The sequence below is a fragment of the Pseudomonas sp. JUb42 genome (genome assembly GCF_024807945.1).
Lineage (GTDB): Bacteria > Pseudomonadota > Gammaproteobacteria > Pseudomonadales > Pseudomonadaceae > Aquipseudomonas.
This window is the reverse complement of sequence record NZ_JANUFD010000003.1, coordinates 72,975-95,315: the sequence shown is the minus strand read 5'-3', so window position 1 is coordinate 95,315 and position 22,341 is coordinate 72,975. Positions and strand designations below refer to the sequence as shown.

Annotated in this window: 21 protein-coding genes; 10 read left to right on the top strand and 11 right to left on the bottom strand. The window is 60.6% G+C overall.

Going from position 1 to position 22,341, the window contains the following annotated elements:
- Nucleotides 1-9: 9 nt before the first annotated feature.
- The 5 genes from M2401_RS06930 to M2401_RS06910 form a co-directional block, all read right to left on the bottom strand.
- On the bottom strand, nucleotides 10-465 hold the full coding sequence (locus tag M2401_RS06930; RefSeq protein ID WP_259100987.1) for a hypothetical protein: 456 nt from the start codon (nucleotides 463-465) through the stop codon (nucleotides 10-12).
- Nucleotides 455-1,846, bottom strand: coding sequence for a phosphatase PAP2/dual specificity phosphatase family protein (locus M2401_RS06925; RefSeq protein WP_409033883.1), 1,392 nt, complete (start codon nucleotides 1,844-1,846; stop codon nucleotides 455-457). The genes M2401_RS06930 and M2401_RS06925 overlap by 11 nt, the downstream gene beginning before the upstream one ends.
- Nucleotides 1,804-3,561 (bottom strand): bifunctional alpha/beta hydrolase/class I SAM-dependent methyltransferase, encoded by a 1,758-nt coding sequence (locus tag M2401_RS06920; protein ID WP_259100983.1) that lies wholly within the window; start codon nucleotides 3,559-3,561, stop codon nucleotides 1,804-1,806. The genes M2401_RS06925 and M2401_RS06920 overlap by 43 nt, the downstream gene beginning before the upstream one ends.
- A 38-nt stretch (nucleotides 3,562-3,599) precedes the next feature.
- The gene (locus M2401_RS06915) at nucleotides 3,600-4,229 is read right to left on the bottom strand and encodes a CDP-alcohol phosphatidyltransferase family protein (RefSeq protein ID WP_259100981.1); all 630 of its coding nucleotides are present in this window, start codon (nucleotides 4,227-4,229) and stop codon (nucleotides 3,600-3,602) included.
- 202 nt (nucleotides 4,230-4,431) lie between these two features.
- On the bottom strand, nucleotides 4,432-4,752 hold the full coding sequence (locus M2401_RS06910) for a hypothetical protein (RefSeq protein WP_259100979.1): 321 nt from the start codon (nucleotides 4,750-4,752) through the stop codon (nucleotides 4,432-4,434).
- A 467-nt stretch (nucleotides 4,753-5,219) separates the two neighbouring features.
- Here M2401_RS06910 and hflK (M2401_RS06905) point away from each other — a divergent pair, with 467 nt between their 5' ends.
- The 5 genes from hflK (M2401_RS06905) to cfaB all read left to right on the top strand — a co-directional run bounded on the left by hflK (M2401_RS06905) (nucleotide 5,220) and on the right by cfaB (nucleotide 12,703).
- Nucleotides 5,220-7,172 carry a protease modulator HflK gene (gene hflK / locus M2401_RS06905; RefSeq protein WP_259100977.1) on the top strand — a complete coding sequence of 651 codons (1,953 nt, stop codon included), beginning with the start codon at nucleotides 5,220-5,222 and terminating at the stop codon, nucleotides 7,170-7,172.
- Nucleotides 7,173-7,183: 11 nt separating this feature from the next.
- A complete protein-coding gene (gene hflC / locus M2401_RS06900; RefSeq protein WP_259100975.1) occupies nucleotides 7,184-8,227 on the top strand; it encodes a protease modulator HflC in 1,044 nt (347 codons plus the stop codon).
- Nucleotides 8,224-9,297 (top strand): protease modulator HflK, encoded by a 1,074-nt coding sequence (gene hflK / locus M2401_RS06895; RefSeq protein WP_259100974.1) that lies wholly within the window; start codon nucleotides 8,224-8,226, stop codon nucleotides 9,295-9,297. Before hflC ends, hflK (M2401_RS06895) begins: the two co-directional genes overlap by 4 nt.
- A 59-nt stretch (nucleotides 9,298-9,356) precedes the next feature.
- A complete protein-coding gene (locus M2401_RS06890) occupies nucleotides 9,357-11,243 on the top strand; it encodes a cation-translocating P-type ATPase (protein ID WP_259101671.1) in 1,887 nt (628 codons plus the stop codon).
- 275 nt (nucleotides 11,244-11,518) lie between these two features.
- Nucleotides 11,519-12,703 carry a C17 cyclopropane fatty acid synthase CfaB gene (gene cfaB / locus M2401_RS06885; RefSeq protein ID WP_259100972.1) on the top strand — a complete coding sequence of 395 codons (1,185 nt, stop codon included), beginning with the start codon at nucleotides 11,519-11,521 and terminating at the stop codon, nucleotides 12,701-12,703.
- A 55-nt stretch (nucleotides 12,704-12,758) separates the two neighbouring features.
- Here the strand turns inward: cfaB and cls are convergent, their stop codons facing one another.
- Entirely contained in the window at nucleotides 12,759-14,198 is a 1,440-nt protein-coding gene (gene cls, locus M2401_RS06880) for a cardiolipin synthase (RefSeq protein WP_259100970.1), read from the bottom strand.
- A 169-nt stretch (nucleotides 14,199-14,367) separates the two neighbouring features.
- Between cls and M2401_RS06875 the strand changes: the two genes are divergently transcribed.
- A complete protein-coding gene (locus tag M2401_RS06875; RefSeq protein WP_259100969.1) occupies nucleotides 14,368-14,889 on the top strand; it encodes a DUF3617 domain-containing protein in 522 nt (173 codons plus the stop codon).
- Between the two features lies 1 nt (nucleotide 14,890).
- Here M2401_RS06875 and M2401_RS06870 read toward each other — a convergent pair whose 3' ends face one another.
- Both M2401_RS06870 and folE2 read right to left on the bottom strand, forming a co-directional pair.
- The gene (locus M2401_RS06870; protein WP_259100966.1) at nucleotides 14,891-15,766 is read right to left on the bottom strand and encodes a metal ABC transporter solute-binding protein, Zn/Mn family; all 876 of its coding nucleotides are present in this window, start codon (nucleotides 15,764-15,766) and stop codon (nucleotides 14,891-14,893) included.
- Between the two features lie 93 nt (nucleotides 15,767-15,859).
- Nucleotides 15,860-16,756 (bottom strand): GTP cyclohydrolase FolE2, encoded by an 897-nt coding sequence (folE2, locus tag M2401_RS06865; RefSeq protein ID WP_259100964.1) that lies wholly within the window; start codon nucleotides 16,754-16,756, stop codon nucleotides 15,860-15,862.
- Nucleotides 16,757-16,861: 105 nt separating this feature from the next.
- Between folE2 and M2401_RS06860 the strand changes: the two genes are divergently transcribed.
- The gene (locus M2401_RS06860) at nucleotides 16,862-18,106 is read left to right on the top strand and encodes an N-acetylmuramoyl-L-alanine amidase (protein ID WP_259100962.1); all 1,245 of its coding nucleotides are present in this window, start codon (nucleotides 16,862-16,864) and stop codon (nucleotides 18,104-18,106) included.
- Between the two features lie 3 nt (nucleotides 18,107-18,109).
- On the opposite strand, the gene M2401_RS06855 is transcribed toward M2401_RS06860, so the two are convergent.
- Complete coding sequence (locus tag M2401_RS06855; RefSeq protein ID WP_409033882.1) at nucleotides 18,110-18,505, bottom strand: glutamine synthetase; 396 nt, start codon at nucleotides 18,503-18,505, stop codon at nucleotides 18,110-18,112.
- Nucleotides 18,506-18,630: 125 nt separating this feature from the next.
- Between M2401_RS06855 and zigA the strand changes: the two genes are divergently transcribed.
- Together zigA and M2401_RS06845 are read left to right on the top strand one after the other, a co-directional pair.
- Complete coding sequence (zigA, locus tag M2401_RS06850) at nucleotides 18,631-19,836, top strand: zinc metallochaperone GTPase ZigA (RefSeq protein WP_259100960.1); 1,206 nt, start codon at nucleotides 18,631-18,633, stop codon at nucleotides 19,834-19,836.
- Entirely contained in the window at nucleotides 19,836-20,486 is a 651-nt protein-coding gene (locus tag M2401_RS06845) for a DUF1826 domain-containing protein (protein ID WP_259100958.1), read from the top strand. The genes zigA and M2401_RS06845 overlap by 1 nt, the downstream gene beginning before the upstream one ends.
- Here the strand turns inward: M2401_RS06845 and M2401_RS06840 are convergent.
- Nucleotides 20,457-20,837: an NADH:ubiquinone oxidoreductase gene (locus tag M2401_RS06840; RefSeq protein ID WP_259100956.1), complete on the bottom strand. Its 381-nt coding sequence runs from the start codon at nucleotides 20,835-20,837 to the stop codon at nucleotides 20,457-20,459. The genes M2401_RS06845 and M2401_RS06840 overlap by 30 nt on opposite strands.
- A gap of 53 nt (nucleotides 20,838-20,890) precedes the next feature.
- Here M2401_RS06840 and M2401_RS06835 point away from each other — a divergent pair, with 53 nt between their 5' ends.
- Entirely contained in the window at nucleotides 20,891-21,862 is a 972-nt protein-coding gene (locus M2401_RS06835) for a GTP-binding protein (RefSeq protein ID WP_259100954.1), read from the top strand.
- Between the two features lie 4 nt (nucleotides 21,863-21,866).
- Here the strand turns inward: M2401_RS06835 and M2401_RS06830 are convergent, their stop codons facing one another.
- Nucleotides 21,867-22,262, bottom strand: coding sequence for a DUF3301 domain-containing protein (locus tag M2401_RS06830; RefSeq protein WP_259100951.1), 396 nt, complete (start codon nucleotides 22,260-22,262; stop codon nucleotides 21,867-21,869).
- Nucleotides 22,263-22,341: the final 79 nt, after the last annotated feature.

Genomic DNA, 22,341 nt, shown 5'->3' with positions numbered 1-22,341 from the left:
GACGTTTCCTTAATGGACGAAAGGCAACCAGGGGAAAATCAGAATCGCCCCGAGCACCAATACCAGCTCAAGGGCGAGGAACAAGACTTGCTGGCGCAACAGTTTCAGGGCGCCCTGGCTGCGAACAGCCCAGGACCGGGTCTGTTTATCCACAGGCAGCAAACCCAGCGTGATCAATGCATGATCCAGATCGACGGTGCGGTCATTCAACTGATTGGCATCGTTGGCGATGTTCTGAAAAAGGTCGGCATCGAAAGCGACGCGAAAGGCGTAGTACTTTTCGATCAAGCCAATCAGAACGATCGCCGCCACTAGTATCAGCAACAAAGGGCTGACAGTATTTATCCACAGCTGACTGAGGCCCAATGCCAGGCCCAGCAGCATTACACCTGTGGACAAATTATCCAAAGCCCGCCCGCGCCGCAGCAGGCTGGCAACGACATGCAACTGCATTTCAAGAGACATGATGTTGCTCCGCCCGCGCTGTGGATAAATACGCGAGCATCGCCGTCAACGCCTGATACTGCGCCTCGTGCAGGACTACCTGCGGCCGGGCATTGCGTACCATGTCGATGGCGTTATCCACAGTGCGGGCGCGATGAGTGTACAAAAGCCAAGCGGCAAGAGCGGTGGCGCTACGTGAATAACCCAGCGCACAGCACACCAGCAAGGGGCCTTTAACGCGCAGACGCTCGATGGCCTGGGCGGCCAGCAGGCATTGCGCGGCATCCGGTGGGGTCAGATCGAGCACGGGAATGCATTGGTAACCGCGTTTGCCGGGTGGGACGATGGACAGCTCGGCGCACATATCCACAACAGCGGCGAATGGGCGCAATTGTCCACGTTCGGGAAGGCGGCCGAGCCAGATGTTATCCACAATCTGCTGGGCATCGGGCTGGTTTCTTGTCCACAGGCGAGAGTTTATCCACGCCGCAGCCAGATAGGGCGCCAGCAGCCAGCGGGCCGCCGGGCTCAATCGCCCGTTGCTGCGTTTTTGAAAGCCCTCGGCGCCAAACAGCCCATAGTTCAGGCTGACCAACAGGCAAGACACTGCGGGCCAGGCCAGCCACATCCAAGTGCCGCGCAGGGTAAATGCAGGCGCCGCCAATAGCGCCGCGCCCAGGCCATAAGCCAAGGCCAGGCGCAGGCGCCGTGGTTGCCCTGTCAGGCGGGCGTTACGCAGCGGGCTACGGCCGTTGTCCGGCCAAAGCCAGACACACAACCAACCCGCCAGCGCCCCTGTGGGTAAGTCGATGAAGTGATGCTGATAGGTGGTCAGCACGGAAATGCCGATCAACCCGAACCAGCCATGCAGCAGCCAGCGCCACGCCGGGTGAGCCGCGCGCAGGTAGCGTTCATAACAGACCCAGAGGATCACCAGCAGGGCGATATGCAGTGATGGCGCCTGATTGAACGGCTTGTCGAACCCGGCCAGCACCGCAAACATCCAGCCAAACACGCCGTCCAGCGGCGGCCGTGCAAAGGTGAACGTCAGGGGCCAGAGCAGGAAGCAACTGACAGCGATCACCTGGGCGCTGAGCAGGCGCAACGCGTGGGTATCGAGTTGGCGGCGTGTCAGGCACGCCAGCAGCGAGAAACCGTAGAGCAGGTCAATCGACCAATAGGGCACGATGGTCCACGCCCAGAATGGCATGTACTGTTCCCAGTCGAAGACCAGCGTGCCGACGTCCGTGCGCCGTGCAGTGAGCCAGGTGGCGAAGCCGTAGCTGGCAAAGAACAACGGTGCCAGTAGCGCCAGCCACAGCACGGCACGTTTCCACAGCCCCGGCTCGCGTAGCGGTTTCACTTGATGCGCTGCGCCAGGGACACGGTGAAAATCCCCCATTCGTCCACCCGCTGAGTGATCTTGCGGAAACCGGCCGCTTCGACCAACTGATCCATTTCCGCCTGGGTGCGCCGACGCATCACCCAGGCCTGGCCGGCACGGTGGCTGGTCAGGGCGCGGGCGATCAGTTCCAGCTGCGGATGCCAAGGCTGACCGGTGTAAACCAGATAACCGCCCGGTTCCACCGCTGCAGCAAGCCCGGCCAGGGAGTCACCGACCATCTGGTTGCTGGCAAACAGCTCATAGAGGCCTGAGACCACTGCCAGTGTTGGTTTGGGCTCCAGTGCGGCTAGGTCGGCACGGTCGAAGGCATCGCCTTTGACGAAGCGTGCGATCGGGTCCAGATCCTTTTGTTCGATCAAGGCGTTGCCGTCACGCACGTTGATATCGCTGTAGTCGCGCAACAATATCGATTCGGGCAGCGGGTCGACACCCTGCAGGGATTCGAGAATGTACCGACCGTGACCGGCGGCGATATCGACGATATGCACAGGCTTGCCCTGATTGCGCAGATGCGCCATGGCCAGGCGCAGCAGTTCTTCGAGATTCACCTTGCGCTGACGAATACCGCGCCAGCCGATGGACTTCAGGTAGTTGCCGTCGATCATGCGGCCCAGGGCGCCAGTGCCGGTGGGCTTGTTGCGGTAGACGTAATCCAGGGTGCTGCCGGAATCGAAGCCGGTGTCAAAACCCAGTTTAACCCCTGTGGATAACTTGCTGCCCAAGCGCATGCTGGCGCGGGTCATGCGCCAGTACAGATCGCGCAACGAGTTGTGCGGCAGCGGCGCGGCGAGTTCTTCAGCCTCGGCACAGGTGGCGCCGAGGCGATCGGCGTCCAGCAGCGATGGGCGCGATACCGGTTGTTCGAGGTTTTGCAGAATGAAGCGCCGGGCCCGGCTGACTGCCAGGTGCCGGTCACGTTCGCCCAGGGTGTCGTGGAAGAACCCAGGCAGGACGTGTTTCTCCTTGCGCAGGCTGCCCAGGCGCTCGAAAAAGCGATCCTGAGGGCCACGATGCACGACGAAATCGGCACCGGAGATCAGCAACTGCGTAGGCACTTGAATAGCATTGGCATCGGCTACAACGCGGTCGGCCGCTTCGTACAGGCCGAGCAGCACGTTGACGGAAATGGCCTTGGTGATCAGCGGATCGTTGTCATAAGAGGCAACGCGCTCCGGGTCATGGCTGAGGAAGCGCGCCTTGACGTAGCTGTTGACGAAGAAATTGCCTTTCAAGCGCTGCATCAGGGCCAGGCCGGTCCGGGCGAAGGGCACGTACAGTTTGACCTGGAAGGCGGGCGAGGCCAGTACCAGGGAGCGGATTTTCGGTGCGTAGTCATGCACCCAGGTGGCGACGATCACCGCGCCGACGCTCTGGGCGACCACGCTGATGTCCTGCTCGGCGATGGCGAAGGTGGCGCCCAGGTGATCAACAAAAGTCTGCACGTCACGGGCGCTGGTGGCGAAGCTCGGGCTATCGCCCCGTGCTCCCGGCGACTGGCCGTGACCACGGGCGTCCCAGGCGAAGAAATCGAAACCCGGCAAGTCCAGTTCATCGACCAGGTGGGCTATGCGCCCGGAGTGTTCGTGGCCGCGGTGAAACAGCAGCACCGCCTGGCGCGGCGCGTCGACGTCAGGAGCGGTGGCAGGCCAGTGGCGATAAAACAACTCAACCCCATCGTGGGTACTGAAGCGCAGCTCATGCATTTCACGCATTTCGATTTCCTTATGCCGATCGGTATGTTGCGGGCTGCTTATTCCCCAGGCGCATCGGCCTGGCTGGAGACTTCCTCCAGGCCACGACGGATACGGTTGATCAGGGTATAGACCAGCAGGGCGGCGATCACAGCGAGAACACTATTTATCCATAGGGCCGAAAGCCAGCCAATGGCCACGCCTGCGCCCAGTACGCCGAAGCAGAATGCCCGGTCACTCTTGCCCATTGGGCCGTCGTAGCGGCGGGAAGCGCCGACCATGGGGCCGAGGACGCCTGCATACTCACTGAAAATCGCCAGCAAAGTGACCAGCACAACCAGCACAAGGTTCACTTCCGGCAGCAGTGCAAAGGGCAAAAACAGGGCGCTGTCGGCGATGACATCGGTCAATTCGTTGAGATAGGCGCCCAGCCGCGATTTTTGGCCGAACTCCCTGGCCAGCATGCCGTCGATGGCGTTGAGTGCCATGCGCACGATCATCCACAGCGGGATCAGGGCGAAGACCCAGGCATGGGCGGCGAAAACGGCAGCCAGACCACCCACTACCAGGGAAATCGCGCACGCGCCAAGGGTTACCTGGTTGGCGGTAATACCACGGTCGAACAAACGTTGAACTAGAGGGCGCAGCAAGTTCTGGAAACGGGGCTTGAGCTGGTAGATCGAAATCAACGGGCAGTCGTCCTTGTCGAGAAGTGAATCCAGAGCCCTGTGGATAACAATACGATGCGCTGATGAGCAGGCGCGCCAGGCTCATCGTCTAGTGAAACACAACACAACCGTTGGCACGCCACATTGTTTGTGCGGCAGGTCTCATGACCGGCATATTCCTGCGCGATTCCACGACCGGGCGAGGCTGGCCCGAGGCGGCAGTTTAGAGGGGGACGGGGGTTACTGGTTGGGCCGGATCGCCGAGCAGTGTGGCGGATGGCATATCGGCAGGGGTGCGATAATTGATATGGGCACCGCGTACGGTGACCCATTGCTGGTCGGCTTCAATATGAAGTGTTCTACCGCTTTTAAAGGTCAGCCGATGTATATGTTTCTGCTGCTCGTGGATGATTTCGTGCCGGACCAGATCGAGCAAGTTATCCAGGCCTAGAGTCGAGTTGGGAATATTGATGGTCAGGCAGTTTTGCGCTTGATCACACAGGCTTGTATGCCGCACAGGCGGATGAAGTTTGAACTTGTGCATGTGGACTCCTTACATGTGGAGCAGCCCCTTGCGGGCCCTCCGGCGTTCCGATTCGCCTGTTTCAGCGTCGATCATGAGCGTGGAAACGTATGTAAATATAGTCACCGGACATGTCTACAGCAAGCTGTGCAGGTGTTGGATTATGTTGCGAAGTTAAGTCTCTAAAGCGTTTTAATTCTTTCGAAAAGTGGCTATTTCCTTTCTGTTCGTAGGACTTATATATAAACGCTGTAAGTTGAAAGCTTTGGTTATTGAATGGTCGAGGGAAATGGAATTCTGAAAGATAATTTATTTTATTCAGGCTAGTGCCAAGGGGTCACAACCTTTCCGTTGGCTGAACGGTTTGTGAAATTCAGCCGAGCGACAGAAATTTCACGTTTTTTGTTATATCGTAACGCTTTCTCGGCTGGCAACCGGGCAAGCAATTTCGCGATGGGAGCTGGCCTCCAATAGGTTCTGGGGTATCGATGCAGGTTGATCTGGATGTTGAGCACGCAGGGCTGGATAGCCTGCCACGGTTTCAAGGGGCTGCATTTCAGGCTCGGCGCTTACTGCAACTGACTTATCTGACGGCCGGGCTGGGCATTTTCGGACTGGTCCTGTCGCTGTTCGTTGATCTCTTTTCTCCCAATTCTCTATGGACAGCGGTGCTGACTACCCAGGCAGCTGCTTTCCTGCTGTTGGCGGCGGCGTTGCAGTCGGCGCAGGGCATTGCCTTGTGGCGTGGTCGGGCGCTGGGCTCCATTGTCAGCGTCGTGGCTGTCGAAGCGGATCCCGGCGTCGTCGAAGATCACGGCTGGTACGAACGCCTGCTTTCACGCATCAGTGGCGGTGCCGGATCGATGCTGACCCAGGTGGGGGCATCGACACTCTGGCTGGCGGGCTGGTCTGTGCTGGCGCTGATCAGCCTGGACATGACCTGGAATCTGGCGCTGCCAGGCAGCGCGCTGTCCCAACTGGGCAATCTGGCGGCGGGCGTCATGCTGCTGCTGGCTTTCGGCCTGTTGGTGCTCGAGCGCCAGTTCGCTCACGAGCAGCAGTCGCAATGGCCGGAAGCCGGGCAGCTGGCGCAATTGACCCGCGTTGCCATCGCGGTCCTGCTGATCGGTGCCATGTGCCTGTTCCTGTCCAGTCCCGACCGCGTATGGCCAGCCCGTCTGGCCGTGTTGATGGGGCTGCTGCCGGGGTTGGTAGCCATTGAGCTGCTGCTGCGTGCGCTGTTGTCGCTGTTCAGCCCGCGTAATGAGCGCCTCGAGCCTCGTCTGACCGCCAGCAGTTTTGTCGCCGGTCTGCTGCGCTGGCCGCCACAACCTCTGCTGGCACTGCAGAGCGAATTGCATAACCGCTTTGGTATTGATCTGCGGCAAATCTGGGCCTTTACCTACATGCGTCGGGCCTTTTTGCCCGTGCTGTTGGTGATTGTAGCGCTCGGTTGGATCTTGAGCGGCGTGCAGGAAATTCCAATGCAGGGGCGTGGCATCTACGAGCGCTTCGGCAAGCCGGTCGAGGTGGTCGGTCCCGGCCTGCATGCCGGATTGCCTTGGCCGTTCGGGCGGATTATCGCGGTGGAGAATGGTGTGGTGCATGAACTGGCCACCAGTGTTTCCGATGCCACGGCTGTCGAGCTGGTGCAGGAGCCGGCCGAAGGCCCGTCGCCGCAAAGCGCCAACCGTCTGTGGGATGCCAGCCACATCAACGAGAAATCCCAGGTCATCGCCAGCAGTACCGGCGACAAACAGGGCTTCCAGATCGTCAATATGGATGTGCGGTTTGTCTATCGCATCGGCCTGAACGATCAGGCGGCGCTGGCGGCTACCTATAACAGCGCCGATGTGCCGACGCTGATTCGCAGTACCGCCAGCCGCGTGCTGGTCCATGACTTCGCAACGCGGACCCTGGACGAATTGTTGGGCGAGCAGCGTGCGTCGCTGTCCCAGGACATTGGCGAGGCGGTGCAGGCTGATCTGAAGAAACTGGACAGCGGCGTGGAAATTCTCGCCACGGTGGTCGAATCGATCCACCCACCCGCTGGCGCCGCCAATGCTTACCACGGCGTGCAGGCTGCGCAGATCAGTGCCCAGGCGCTGATTTCCCGCGAGCGCGGTGCGGCCAGTGACAAGGCCAACCTGGCCCAGCTCAATGCCAGTGTCGCGCGCGATCAGGCTGCCGCCTCGGCACGGGAAGTCATGTCCGCCGCCCAGGCCGCAGACCTGCGCTTCAGCGCCGAACGCCAGGGCTACGCCAAGGCCGGGCAGGCCTTTCTGTTGGAGCAATATCTGGCCCAACTGACCCAGGGTCTGGCCCACGCCAAGCTGCTGGTCCTCGATCATCGTCTGGGCGGCAGCAGCGCGCCGACCATCGACCTGCGAACTTTCACCTTACCGGCAGACCCGTTGACGCCGCGTAAAGCCGATCAGTAAGGAGTCACCCCTTGAGTCTGTTCCATAACCACGATCATCACGATCACGCCGGTCACGACCACAGCGGGCATGGCCATTCCCATGGTCATCACCATCACGGTGACAGCTCTTCGCCAGCGCCTTTCCCTTGGCGCCGTTCGGCCCTGGCTGCGCTGCTGATCGCTTTTGCGGTGGCGGCGGCGAGCCTGGTTCAGGTGCGTTCCGGTGAAGCCACGGTCATCACCCGCTTTGGCAATCCTTCCCGGGTGCTGCTTGATCCGGGCCTGAGCTGGCGCTGGCCGGCGCCGTTCGAGGCGACAATTCCGGTGGACCTGCGCCTGCGCACGACTTCAAGCGGCCTGCAGGATGTCGGCACGCGCGATGGCCTGCGCATCATCGTTCAGGCTTATGTGGCCTGGCAGGTTCAGGGCGACCCGGACAACGTGCAACGCTTCATGCGTGCGGTGCAGAACCAGCCGGACGAAGCCGCACGGCAGATCCGTACCTTCGTCGGTTCCGCGCTGGAGACCACGGCCGCCAGTTTCGACCTGTCGAGCCTGGTCAATACCGACGCCAGCCAGGTGCGTATCGGCGATTTCGAAAACCAGCTGCGCCAGCAGATCGATCAGCAATTGCTGACTACCTACGGCGTGCGCGTCCTGCAGGTGGGAGTCGAGCGTCTGACATTGCCATCGGTCACCCTCAATGCCACGGTTGACCGCATGCGTGCTGAGCGCGAGACCATCGCCACCGAGCGCACTGCCGTGGGCAAGCGTGAGGCGGCGCAGATCCGCTCTGCTGCCGAGCGTGATGCGCGGATCGTCGAAGCCGACGCCACGGTCAAGGCTGCCGATATCGAAGCGCAGTCCCGGGTCGAGGCGGCGCAGATCTACGGCAAGGCCTATAACGGCTCGCCGGCGCTGTACAACATGCTGCGTTCCCTGGACACCCTGGGCACTGTGGTCACGCCGGGCACCAAGCTGATCCTGCGCACCGACGCTGCGCCGTTCCGCGTATTGGTCGATGGTCCGCCGGACAGCAAAACCCTGGACGGCAAGGCTGGAACCCAGCCATGAGTGAACATCTCGAGCCCGAAGCGAGCCATGAGCGCCCCGGCGGCAACAGTGCCTGGCTGCAAGCCAGCCGCCTGGCCTTCCTCGGCCTGTATGCGGTGACCTTGCTGGCCGCTCTGGCCTGGGCGGCGTCCAATGTGCGCCAGATCGATCCGCAGAATCGCGCGGTGGTGTTGCGTCTCGGTGCGCTGGAGCGGATTCAGAACGCCGGTCTGCTCACCGCCTGGCCGCAGCCCTTCGAACAAGTGGTGCTGTTGCCTTCGGCAGACCGGGTGATCGAGCGGCATGTGGAAACTCTGCTGCGCTCCCCGGCGGCGGTGCAGGCCGACCGTACTGCCAGTTTCGCCACGCCCATGAGCGATGCCTTGGCCGGTTCAGGTTTTCTGCTGACCGGTGATGCCGGTGTCGTACAGCTGGATGTGACGGTGTACTACAAGGTGACCGACCCGTACGCCTATGTCCTGCAAACCGATCATGTGCTGCCGGCCCTGGATCGACTGGTTAATCGCAGCGCCGTGGCCCTGACCGCAGCCCGTGACCTGGACACCATTCTGGTAGCGCGACCGGAGATGGTCAGTGCCGACAGCAAGGCCGCCGAGCGCCGTGAGCGGCTGCGTGGCGATTTGGTGCAGGGTATCAATAAGCGTCTGGCCGACCTGACCGCTTCGGGCGTTGGCATTGGTATCGAGGTCGCCCGGGTCGATGTGCAATCGAGCCTGCCTGCCGCTGCGGTCAGTGCCTTCAACGCGGTTCTCACTGCGACCCAACAAGCCGAGCAGGCCGTTGCCAACGCCCGTACCGACGCCGAGCGTCTCACCCAGAGCGCCACGCAACAGGCCGATCGCACCTTGCAAGTGGCTCACGCCCAGGCGTCCGAGCGACTGGCCAAGGCGCAGACCGATACTGCGACGGTCGCCAGTCTCGCCGAGTCGATCCGCGACAAGAGCGATCCGGGCCTGTTGCTGCGTCTGTATCGCGAGCATGTGCCGAAGATCCTCGGCCAGGCCGGTTCGGTCACCACCGTCGATCCCCATGACGATTCCCGCCTGATCATCCAGGGAGCTGAACAATGAGTGGCGAAGCCGTTCACAACCATGATGCCGAGCATGTCGAAGCGCCACCTGCCGTCAGCATGCTGAGCCGCGCCGAACAGCGCAGCGCTGCCCGTCAGCTGACCCTGGCGATGTTGGCCCTGGGGCTGCTGGCGCTGGGGCTGGTCTGGCGATTTTTTGCCCCGCAGCAGACAGGCGTCAGCCAGTTGCTGCTCGGTGCAGCGTCTCTGCTGGTAGCGATTCCGGTTGTCAGCGCCGGTTGGCACAGCCTGCGTTACCCGAGCCTGCACGGCATCACCGACCAGTTGATCGCCCTGGCGATGCTGGGCGCCTGGGCCACGGGTGACCTGATGACCGCGGCGTTGTTGCCGATCATCATGATCTTCGGCCATGTGCTGGAAGAGCGCAGCGTGATCGGTTCCCAGGAAGCCATTCAAGCACTGGGGCGCCTGACCCGCAGCCATGCGCGGCTGATCGGCGCCGACGGCAGTGTTCGCGAAGTGGATAACTCGACGCTGGTCGCAGGTGACGTGGTCGAAGTACGCGCCGGAGACCGCGTCCCGGCCGACGGCCGCGTGCTGTCGGGCCAGGCCAGCCTTGATACGGCACCGATCACCGGTGAGTCGGTGCCCCTGGAAGCGCGGGTGGGCATGGAGGTGTTTGGCGGCGCCATCAACCTCGATGGCCTGCTGCGTATCGAAGTCACTCGCATCGGCAACGAGTCCACGCTGGGCAAGGTCATTGCTCTGATGCAGAGCGCCGAGCGCTCCAAGCCGCCGATCACTCGCCTGCTGGAGCGTTACGCAGGCAGTTACATGGTGCTGGTGCTGTTGATTGCCGCTGTCACCTGGTTTATCACCAACAACGCTCAGGCGATGCTGGCAGTGCTGGTCGCGGCCTGTCCTTGTGCCTTGGTGCTCTCTGCCCCGGCCACGGCAATTGCCGGGATCGCCGTGGCGGCGCGTCACGGGATTCTGATTCGCAGCTCGGCGTTCCTCGAAGAGCTGGCCGACCTGACCTCCCTGGTGGTGGATAAGACCGGCACCCTGACCTACGGCAGCCTGCGCCTGCAATCGGTGCTCGCAGCCACTGAGGAACAGGATGACCTGCTACCTCTGGCGGCCAGCCTGGGCTCGGCCAGTAGTCACCCGGTCAGCCGTGCGTTGGCTGGGTTGCTGGAGAAGGATCAGTTGTTGCCCCTGAGCGATATCCGCGAGCGCCAGGGCCTGGGCGTCATTGCCAACACTGAAGGCGGCGAGGCGGCTTTGGGGCGTCCCGAGCTGTTTGAACAGCTGGGTATTGCCACCACGCCGGTGCCCGGTCACGACGGACCGATTGCCGGGTTGTCGGTCAATGGTGTGTTCCTGGCCTGGTTCCTTTTGGCCGACAGTCTGAAACCCGAGGCGCGAGCGGCCCTGGCCGAGTTGCGCGAGCTGGGCATTGGCCGTCAGTTGCTGCTGACCGGCGACCGGCAAAGTGTTGCTGACACACTCGGTCGTGAAGTGGGGATTCGCGACATCCAGGCCCAGGCCCTGCCGGAGGACAAACTGAACCGTGTTACGGCTGAAATCAGCAGTGGTTTCAGGCCTATGGTCGTAGGTGACGGGATTAACGATTCGCTGGCTTTGAAGGCGGGTGTAGTAGGTGTTGCAATGGGTGCCGGTGGTGCCGACATTGCGCTCGCATCCGCAGATATCGTACTAATCGGCAGCGATCTTCGTCGATTGGGAACCTGCGTTCGCTTGAGCCGCCAATGCCGGCAGACCCTGCAGGTCAACGTTATCATTGGCCTGGGCTGGACCCTGGCAATTGTCGCTTTTGCTGCCTTCGGTCTGCTGGGGGCAGCCGGGGCGATGGTGGCGGCTATTCTTCATAATCTGAGTACGCTTTTGGTCCTCGGAAATGCGGGTCGTCTGTTGCGCTTTCAGGAGCCTCTACTAAAGTTGCAGACGCCTCCACAGGCCTGAGAATCCGCTGGCCCGGCGCAAACAGCCGGGCTAGAGCGCTGGGCTAAGTATAAAAATTCGCTTGAGCTTTGAATAATTCTGTTACAAATTAATAGCCAGCTACGGATGGGTTTTCCATTTCAGGCTGTCTATTGGCAAGAATCAGTGGGCACAAGGCCGTTCCCTGGGGTCGATTCATAGCAGGTCGCTATTAAGCCGATAGCCTGAGAGTTCCAGTACTGGAGCTCCATTTGGATTACCTTTTTTAGGTCTTCTGGATCAGGGGGTTTACCGAAATGCTTGCGCAACTTCCCACGGCCTTACAAAGTCTTCACCTTCCATTGCGACTGAAACTCTGGGACGGCCACGAGCTGGATCTGGGCCCAACGCCCAGCGTCACTATCGTCGTCAAAGATCCTCAGCTGGTTTCCGAATTCACTCATCCAAGTCTCGACCTGCTCGGCAGTGCGTTTGTCGAGGGTCGCCTCGAGCTCGAAGGCTCGATCAGCGAAGTCGTGCGGGTCTGCGATGAGCTGAGCCAGGCGTTGGTGGATGATGATGACGATAATTTCCCTACACGCTCGCAACACGACAAAGCGACCGACGCTGAGTCCATTTCCTACCACTACGATTTGTCCAATGAGTTTTATCAGCTCTGGCTCGACAAGGAGATGGTCTACTCCTGCGCCTACTTCAAGACCGGTGAAGAAACGCTGGAACAGGCGCAGCAGGACAAGTTTCATCACCTCTGCCGCAAGCTGCGCCTTAAGCCCGGCGAATACCTGCTGGACGTTGGCTGCGGCTGGAGTGGGCTGGCGCGCTTTGCCGCCCGTGAGTACGGGGTGAAGGTGTTCGGTATTACCTTGAGTCGCGAGCAACTGGCCTTGGGCCGTGCCCGGGTCAAGGCTGAAGGCTTGCAGGACAAGGTCGATCTGCAACTGTTTGACTACCGTGACCTGCCTCAGGATGGTCGTTTCGACAAAGTGGTCAGCGTCGGCATGTTCGAGCACGTCGGTCATGCCAACCTGCCGCTCTACACCAAGTTGCTGTTTGGTGCGGTGAAGGAGGGTGGCCTGGTGATGAACCATGGCATTACAGCCAAGCACGTCGATGGTCGTCCGGTGGGGCGTGGTGCGGGGGATTTTATCGACCGCTATGTGTTTCCCAATGGCGAGTTGCCTCATGTCGCGCGGATCAGTGCCGACATCAGCGAAGCCGGTCTGGAAGTCGTCGACGTCGAAAGCCTGCGCCTGCACTACGCCAAGACCCTGGAGCACTGGAGCACGCGGCTGGAGAACAAGCTGGATGAGGCGGCGGAGATGGTGCCTCCCCATATCCTGCGAATCTGGCGTCTGTATCTGGCCGGTTGTTCTTACGCGTTCAGCAAAGGCTGGATCAACCTGCACCAGATCCTGGCGGTGAAACCTTTCGCTGATGGCAGCCATGATCTGCCTTGGACGCGGGAAGACATCTACCGCTGAGCTTCTGGGCGATTACCGTTTCAGTGGTGGGTTGCCGCTGAAACGGTAACGGCGTTCAGAGAATGGGCGAGATGATCCGGGCAATGCGCATGCCCAGTTGTTTCAGGCGATGGATCTCATAGCGCTCTTCGGTGGATATTTCCCGAGAAAGAGCAAAGTCCTCATTGAGCATGTGCTCAACCTCTCTGGCGAAGGCTTTATCGACCGTCAGTAGCATTAATTCGAAATTCAGACGGAATGAGCGGTTGTCCAGGTTGGCGCTGCCGATTGCGCTGATTTCGTCATCCACCAGCACCACTTTCTGATGCAGAAACCCCGGCTCATAGCGGAACACGCGCACCCCGGCACGCACGGCTTCGAAGGCGAACAGGCTGGAGGCGGCGTAGACCACATAGTGATCCGGCCGCGAGGGCAGCAGCAGACGTACATCTACGCCACGTAACACCGCCAGGCGCAGGGCGGCGGATACTGCTTCGTCGGGGATGAAATAGGGACTGGTGATCCACACCCGTTCGGTGGCGGCATGAATGGCTTCGACGAAGAACAGCGAACAGGTTTCCTGCTCGTCGGCCGGGCCGCTGGCCAGGAGCTGGCAAAGCACGCCGTCTTCCGGAAAGGATTCGGGCAGGGTCAACGGCGGCAGCTCGCGGGTGGCCCAGAACCAGTCTTCGGCAAATGACTCCTGCAGGCAGGCCACCACCGGGCCTCTCACTTCGACATGGGTGTCGCGCCAGGGCGCCAGGGGCGGGTGCAGGCCCAGGTATTCATCGCCGACGTTATGCCCGCCGAGAAAGCCGCGCACGCCATCGACCACCACTATCTTGCGGTGGTTACGGAAGTTGATCTGGAAGCGATTGAGCCAACCGCTGCGGGTCGCGAATGCCTTGATCTGTACACCACTCGCCCGCAGGCGCTCGCTGTACTCGGCGGGCAGGGCATGGCTGCCGATGCGGTCGTAGAGCACATAGATAGCGACGCCTTCGGCGGCTTTTTCCAACAGCAGGTTTTGCAGGCGACGGCCCAGTTCATCGTCATGGATAATGAAGAACTGCACGAAGATGCTATGCCGGGCATGGGTGATGGCGTCGAAGATCGCAGTGAAAGTGGCGTTGCCGTTGATCAGCAGTTTCACTTCGTTATTGGTCAGCGCCGGCATGCGCCCCAGCTTGGGCATGGCGCGCAGCGATGCGTAGCCCTCGGTGCGACGTGCCGCCACCGCTTCGTTGACCCAGGGCCGCCAGTTTTGATGGCTGATGGCTGCACGCATCTCTTCGTTGGCCTGGCGCCTGGCTTTGATATAGGCATCGAACGAGCTGCGGCCAAAGACCAGGTACGGTATCAGCGTGAAGTAAGGGATGAAGAACAGCGGCATGGCCCAGGCGATGGCGCCTTGTGCTGTACGAACGGTCAACAGTGCATGTATGGCTGCAATAATGCCCAGTAGATGAATGAAGCCAATGATGTAGCCGAAAAAATAAGGACTGTGATAATCCATGTGCCCACTGCTCAAGATCGTTGCTGCCTAACAGACCACAGCTGCCTTGGATTGTCGCTATTTTATTATCCATGCAACGCGGCGACGCATCTGTCGTCTAAGCCCCATCATCGCGTGTCCGTGGGCCGCGATTTACTCAAGTAACCGCTTTGACAAGGAAGCTTTTGAAATGAACAAGCGCATAGTGGCGTGGATGTTTTGTCTGGCCGCACCCCTGGCCCAGGCGCAGATGCTGCAACCTGGCCTGTGGGAACTGACCACGAGCAATATGCAGGTCGATGGCCAGGCGCTGCCGGACATGCAAGTGATGCTGGCGCAGCTGCAAGCCATGGCGCCGGAGCAGCGGGCGATGATGGAGCAGATGCTGCAGAAGCAGGGTGTGACCCTTGGTGGCAAGGGTGTGCGGGTGTGTCTGACGGCAGAGCAGGTCAAGACGGATGACATTCCGCTGACCGACCCGCAATCAGGCTGCACGCAGAAGATCACCAGTCGCGCCGGCAACACCTGGCAGTTCCAGTTCAGTTGCCCCAAGGCTCAGGGCACGGGGCAAGCGCAGTTCCAGAGTGATCGCGAATTCACCACGCATGTGACCGGCACTTTCAATGCCACGGGCAAGCCGCAGAATGGCAGCATGGATACGCGCTCGCTATGGCTGGGTCAGCAATGCGGGGCGGTGAAACCCCGCACCTGAATCAAGGCTTGAGCAGGGCGTTGTAGAGGGTATCCATGTTCACCTGATACGCGCCTAGATAGGTAGCCGATGGACCGCTGGCGGCCAGTGAGCGGGTGCGTAGCGGGCCGCCGAAGCGCACGCCAATCTGCTCGACGATCTTTTGCCGGGTGGCTGTGTCCTTGAGGTTGTCGACGAAGACCGCATCGGTCTTGTTCTGCTTGATCTGGTTGATCAGAGACGCGACCTCATCGGCATTCAGCTCGCGATCCAGCGGCAGCCCTTTGGCAACCTCGATATCGACCGTATAGGGATGACCGAGGTATTTCGCGCCATCGCTGGTCACCAGAATGTGGCGGCCATTCTGCGGCAGGGTAGCGAAGCGGGTTTTGCTCTGGGCCATGACCAGGTGCACCTGGCGCGCGTAGTTCTTGGCATTGCTCGCGTAGGCCTTGGCATTATCCGGGTCGGCGGCGATCAGCGCGGTGGCGATGTTGTTCGCGTACAGCTGGGCATTGGCGATGCTGTTCCACGCGTAGGCATCAGGCGCGGTCTTGCCTTCCGGGTCGAATGGGCGCGGCGTCGCGCCTTTACTGGCGACCACTATGCGGGAAGCCGCACCGGCACCTGCGACCAGGTGATCCAGCCACGGCTCCAGGCCCAGACCATTCTCAATGATCAAACGAGCCTTGCCCACGCGCCTGGCGTCTTCGGCGACGGGCTGGTAAGTCGCCGGATCGCGATCGGCCCCGGCCAGGTTCACCACTTGCACATGATCGCCGCCGATCTGTTGGGTCAGATCAGCCAGCACAGTAAAGCTGGTCACAACATTCAATTTTTCGGCGGCCGACAATGACAGCGGCAGCAGCGCGCTAAGCAGTACGAGCAAAACTCGCATCGTGAAACCTCATGGCATGTGAACAAGGGAGCGGTCGCCAAGTTTAGAGGGAACCGCGATCACACACATGATTTCTCTGCGCTTGTTCAGCTCTCAGGCAGCTCGCCAGTTCCAGCTGCTCTGGGCGACGGCGTCATGGGCATGCAGGCTTTCGGCATGCACGACCGTCAGACTGAAACCGCCTATCGCCGGATTGCGCTTGAGCATGCGATGCAGGCGACGGGCGGCATCCTCGCAAAACATCAGATTCTGCCCATTGGCCAAGGCGAAAGCCTGCTCATCCGCACGCTTCACCGCGGTTTGCACGGCGGTTCCCAGTGCAGCTTCGGTCTGATCAATGAGATTTTTAAAGAGAAATTCATTTGTAAATTCATTGAGTTGCAGGCAGATTTTAGCGTTACTTCTCTGACTATGCGGCGTGGCGACAATGCCTTGTGTCGAGCCCAGCCACTCCAGTACGGCGTCATAGTCGAGATGCTTGCTGGCGAAGTCGTCAGTGAACTGTTGCTGGATGAGCTGCCTTGCCAGTGCCGCCGAGCAAGGGCAGGTCGAGGAGTAGGCCACGTCAAAATTTAGTTCCACGTGGAACACTCCATTTTCCAACTGCGCAAAGATACTGATTGGATAGGATTTCCATCCCGCGAGGGGGCTGACCAATGCCGGACGTTTCAGCAGGATTTCGGTGTGAAGACGTAGATAGGCGCTGTTGGACAAGCCTTGGTGGCTGTCCAGAAAGCGTTGCAATACCTGGCGCAGTTGCTCTGGCGTCAGGTTGCCGTTCTCCAGGTCCTCCAGTGCCAGGTACAGGCGCGACATATGAATACCGCGAGCTTCACCGTTATCCAGGCTGACGCCGACGTCGGCCTCGGCGCTGACCTGCTGGCCTTCGAGCTGCACAGGCAGGGCGATGCCACACATGCCGACCCAGTTCAGTGAAAGAGATTGTTTGGCGGTTTGCGCGGCGATATCAGGCAGGGTCACGGCATTCATGAAAGGGTCCATCGTCGGTATGAAACATCATGTTATATTATTACATTTGTAGCGACGATTTCTTTTTTGAGCTGGGATGCTCGCTCTTATTCAGTGGGACATGTCATGCATAGACGTCAAATGCTGCTCAATATGCTGCTTGCCAGCGCAGCGCTGTCGTTGCCTTTGGGCGCTTACGCAACGCAAATCCGCAACGCGCGTATCTGGCGCAGCGACGACAAGTTGCGCCTGGTACTCGACCTCAGCGGCCCGGTGCAATACAAGACTTTCACCCTGACCTCGCCTGATCGCTTGATCATCGATATCAGCGGTGCGCGCCTGACCGGTGATTTCAATCAGTTGGCCCTGGCCAATACCCCGATCAAGTCCATTCGCTCCGGGCACTACGGCACTGGCGAAGACACGCGGATCGTCCTCGACCTGACGGCGCCGGTGAAGCTCAACAGCTTCCTGCTTGGCCCGGAGGGCTCTCAGGGCCATCGCCTGGTGCTGGACATGGGCGATTCGGCGCATATCCATGCACCGGCAGCGGTAATCGCAGCAGCGCCAGTCAGTGCCCCGCCGAGCCTGCCGACGCCGGAGAAGGGCCAGCGCAAGCGCGACATTATGGTCGTGGTGGATGCCGGTCATGGGGGCAAGGATCCGGGTGCTATCGGTTCTCGCGGCGAGCGGGAAAAAGACGTGGTGCTCTCCATCGCACAGCTGTTGGCCAAGCGCCTCAAGCGTGAGAAGGGCTATGACGTGCGTCTGGTACGAAACGATGACTTCTTCGTGCCGCTGCGCAAGCGCGTGGACCTGGCCCACAAGTACAACGCCGATATGTTCATTTCGGTTCACGCCGATGCTGCACCGCGTCTGACGGCTTCCGGAGCCTCGGTGTTCGCCTTGTCAGAGGGCGGCGCTACGTCGGCGACGGCGCGTTTCATGGCGCAGCGCGAGAACGGTGCTGACCTGCTGGGCGCCAACAGCCTGCTCAATCTCAAGGACAAGGACCCGATGCTGGCCGGGGTGATTCTCGACATGTCGATGAACGCCACCATCGCGGCCAGCCTGCAACTGGGCAACACCATTCTCGGCAGCCTGGCTGACGTCACCTCGCTGCATCAGAAGCGTGTCGAGCAGGCCGGCTTTGCCGTGCTCAAGTCGCCGGATGTGCCGTCGATTCTGGTCGAGACCGGTTTTATCTCCAACGCCAAGGACAGTCAGCGGCTGGTTACAGCGCGTCACCAACAGGCAGTCGCCGACGGCCTGTTCGATGGCTTGCAACAGTACTTCCGACGCAACCCTCCGGTAGGTTCCTACGTGGCCTGGCAGGAGGAGCAGAAGCTCATCAATCAGGCGCTGGTGTAAACCCTAGCCCTGATGGCAGCCGGTCACCCGGCTGCAAATGATCTTCGTGCGCGTGCCGCTTGAGCTGGACACCCGGCTGATGGTCGTCCAGCCCACCCTCTGAATGGTGCCGATCCAAGCCTCGCCGTCGGTGGCCAGGCCGCTGAAAAAGGTCAGTTGGCCATAGCGGCTGCTGGTCTGCACCCAGTGTCGATTCGTCCCCGCTTCATACCCCCGCAACCAGGTGGTCTTGCCCGCCGTGGCGACGCTGTAGGTGTTGCCGTCCGGGTCGTAGCACGCCAACAGATTCGCACTTTGTGCACACAGCGCCCGCCCGTTGCCCGTCTGCGGCGGCGCAGCCATGGCCATCGTGCTGGCAAGCAGACTCAGCACCAGCAGAGTTTTCACAAGGGAAGTCATGTGCAGTCCTTCGATGAACGGGGTTGGCTAATTTGCATTGTTATAATATAACATTGGCATTGATCTGAACGGGCCGACCGAGCGCAAACAAAGCCGGCACCCTGAAACCGCTGATGAGAACCGACATGTCCAATCCTCTCCCCGTTACCGTCTTGTCCGGCTTTCTTGGCGCGGGCAAAAGCACCCTGCTCAATTACGTCCTGCGCAACCGTGAAAACCTGCGCGTTGCGGTCATCGTCAACGATATGAGCGAAATCAACATCGATGGCGGCGAAGTCCAGCGCGATGTCAGCCTAAACCGCGCCGAAGAAAAACTCATCGAAATGAGCAACGGCTGCATCTGCTGCACCTTGCGCGAAGATCTGCTCGAAGAAGTCAGCCGTCTGGCCCGGGATGGCCGTTTCGATTATCTGCTGATCGAATCTACCGGCATCTCCGAGCCGCTGCCAGTTGCCGAGACCTTTACTTTCCGCGACGAGGAGGGCGTCAGTCTGGCCGATATCGCGCGCCTGGACACCATGGTGACGGTGGTTGATGGTCTGAATTTTCTCGCCGATTACCAGGCTGCCGAGAGCCTGGCGACCCGTGGCGAAACCATGGGCGAGGACGACGAGCGCTCCATCACCGACCTGCTGATCGACCAGATCGAGTTCGCCGATGTGATCCTGATCAGCAAGATCGACCTCATCAGCCAAAGCGATCGTGAAGAGCTGATGGCCATTCTCAAGCGGCTCAATGCTCAAGCCAATGTCGTGCCCATGGTCATGGGCCAGATTCCTTTGGAAACCATCCTCAATACCGGCCGTTTCGACTTCGAACGTGCCGCCCAGGCGCCCGGTTGGCTCAGGGAAATGCGCGGCGAGCATGTCCCGGAGACCGAAGAATATGGCATCGCCTCCACCGCTTACCGGGCACGTCGGCCCTTTCACCCGGAGCGTTTCTTTGCCTTTATCAACCGGCCCTGGACTAACGGCAAGTTGCTGCGCTCCAAGGGTTTCTTCTGGCTGGCGAGCAAGTACAAAGAGGCTGGCAGTTGGTCCCAGGCCGGTGGCTTGATGCGTCATGGCTTTGCCGGGCGTTGGTGGCGTTTTGTGCCGCGCGAGCACTGGCCGCAGGATCAGCAGGACACTCAGGCGATCATGGAAAACTGGAACGTCGAAGCCGGTGACTGCCGCCAGGAGCTGGTGTTTATCGGTCAGAACATCGATTTCCCGCTGCTGACCCAAGAGTTGAACGACTGTCTGCTGACCGACGCCGAGATGGCCGAAGGCGTGATTAGCTGGCAGAAACTGCCGGATCCGTTCGGCGACTGGCATGAAGAGGCCGCCTGATGCTCGCTCCTGATTTGAGGTGGCACCCTGAGGTGCGGCAGATTCGCGGTGACAACCCCGGGGTGCTCAGCCAGATACTGGAAGACGGTGTGAACCTGTCGATCTGGCAACGGCAATTGCCCGCCCATATCGAAGACTTCGGTGCCTTGCTGCTGGCCCAGGGGCAGCCCCTGGCGGAGTCCATGACCCTGGAAATGGGCGAAGGTGACGGCGAGCCCAATTTACAGGGCTTGGCGGCGGGCTACACCGACTTGCAGGGCTATGCCGGGTTTATCGCCGATGTGTCCTGGCTGGTCAGCGCCTACGCCTGCCTACTGGGCGCTTCGTGCGTGGGTTTGCGCCTGCGCATTCTGGACAAGGCCATGTGCCCGCGCTTCCACGTCGATCATGTGCCGGTGCGCTTGATCAGCACCTATGCCGGTATCGGCAGCCAGTGGCTCAAGGAAGGGGTTATCGACCGCAAGGCCCTGGGTAGCGCCGAGGCCGAGCCGCAAGACCCGCAACTGATCCAGCAAATCAATTGCGGCGATGTCGCCCTGCTCAAGGGCGAACGCTGGATTGGCAATGAGGGGCACGGTCTGGTGCATCGTTCGCCGCAGCCGGGGCGGAATGAACGGCGCCTATTGCTGACTCTGGATTGGCTCGCCTAACGACCATTTGCCCTGGCTCTGCTGCTCACAGAAAGGCTTGAGAAAGCGCGTGTCGGTGGCGACGCCGTAATAGTGAATATCCTGGCGATAGGGCATATTGGCGACCAGTGCGTTGCTGCATACGCCAAATGCCCCGGTAGGACATTGCTCGGCGAAGGTCACATCGACCTTCTGCCCCGCCAGCTGCGGTTTGCAAAAACCGTCGTGGAACAGTTGCGGCGGGATCGTGCGGTTGCTCTGGCAGACCTTGACGTCCACCCGTTCGCCCTGACTGTGCACGATGCAAGCTTCGGCCCAGGCCTGGCTTGCGCTCAAGACCAGGATCATCACTGTCAGGCGCAGGCTGTGCATCGTCATCTTCCCGTCTGTTCCGGTCGTCTCAAGCATTCTCAGAAGCCGCCATCATGTTGCAAAACATTCCTACCCATCTCATTGCCGGCCCGTTGGGCGCGGGCAAAACCAGTCTGATCAAGCATCTGCTGGCGCAGAAACCGGCCGCTGAACGCTGGGCGATCCTGATCAACGAGTTCGGTCAGATCGGCCTGGATGCCGCCCTGCTGACCACGGCTGCCGATGGTATCGCACTTGGCGAAGTGGCTGGGGGCTGCCTGTGCTGTGTGAATGGCGCGCCGTTCCAGATCGGCCTCGGGCGGCTGCTGCGCAAGGCCAGGCCTGACCGCTTGTTTATCGAGCCTTCCGGCCTGGGCCATCCCGCGCAGTTGCTGGCACAGCTGCGGCAGGCACCATGGCTCGGTGTGCTGGCGCTACAGCCCAGTGTGATGGTGCTCGATGCCACGGCCATGGCAGCAGGACAGGCGCTGCCATCGAGCCAGCAGGAAGCGTTGGCGGATGCCGGGCTGCTGATATTGAACAAGTCTGCCGGGCTCGATGAGGCGGTGCGTCAGCAACTGGTGGCGGCTTTGCCGGATCGGGCGTTGTACTGGACCGAGCAGGGCGTGTTGCCGCTGAGTGAGTTGCCGGGTGTGGATAACCAGAGCCAGGTCGGTGGGGACAATTTGCCTGTGGACAAGCCTGCCGCCAGTCTGGCGCAGATGCCGACAATTTGGACCTGTCCGCGCCAGCCTATTTGCCTGAGTCAAAGCCAGCAGGAAGGTTGGAGCATCGGCTGGCGCTGGCATCCATCGCAATGCTTTGATCGGCGAGCCTTGCAGGACTGGCTGCAAAGCCTGGATTGGCGGCGGGCCAAGCTGGTTATCCACAGCGATGCTGGCTGGGTATCCGGTAATGCGCTGGATGGCGCGGCGTTTAGCTGGCAGCCTAGCGAATGGCGAAGGGACTCACGCCTTGAGTTGATTTTTGCCCGCGAGCAGGACGCTGCCTTCCTGCAGGCGCAGTTGGCGGCCTGCCTGGTTTAGGCGATCACTGCTTCCACTTGTTGTGTTCCTGACGCCATTCGCTGAGTTGAATGATCTCGGCGCTGCGCGGTGGCGGTGTCTTGATTTCGAAGGGGTAGGGCGCCAGCTCGATCTGCGCGGTGTTGGCGCCGAACATGGTGATGGTGCCGGGATGACGTTGCTCGCCGGTCACGGTGAACTCGAAGTTATACACACGGGCCAGGCGCTTGCGGCCGTTGGCGTCGCGGGTAAAGGCAAAGCGGCGAAAGGCGACGTTTTCGTCGAGTAGCTCCAGATCAAGCCGCGCGCAATGCTGCTTGACCCGGCTCAATGCCCGCTCACGCAAGCCGTGGCCGTGCCACAACCACGCCGCGCCACTCAAGAGCAGCATCAGCACGAAAATGTTTCCCAGGGTCAGCATGGCAGGGCGCTCCAACTAAGTAGTTGCAGCTTAACCGTGTCCGATGATTTGCGGCCATACTGCGCGACTTAAATTTCTA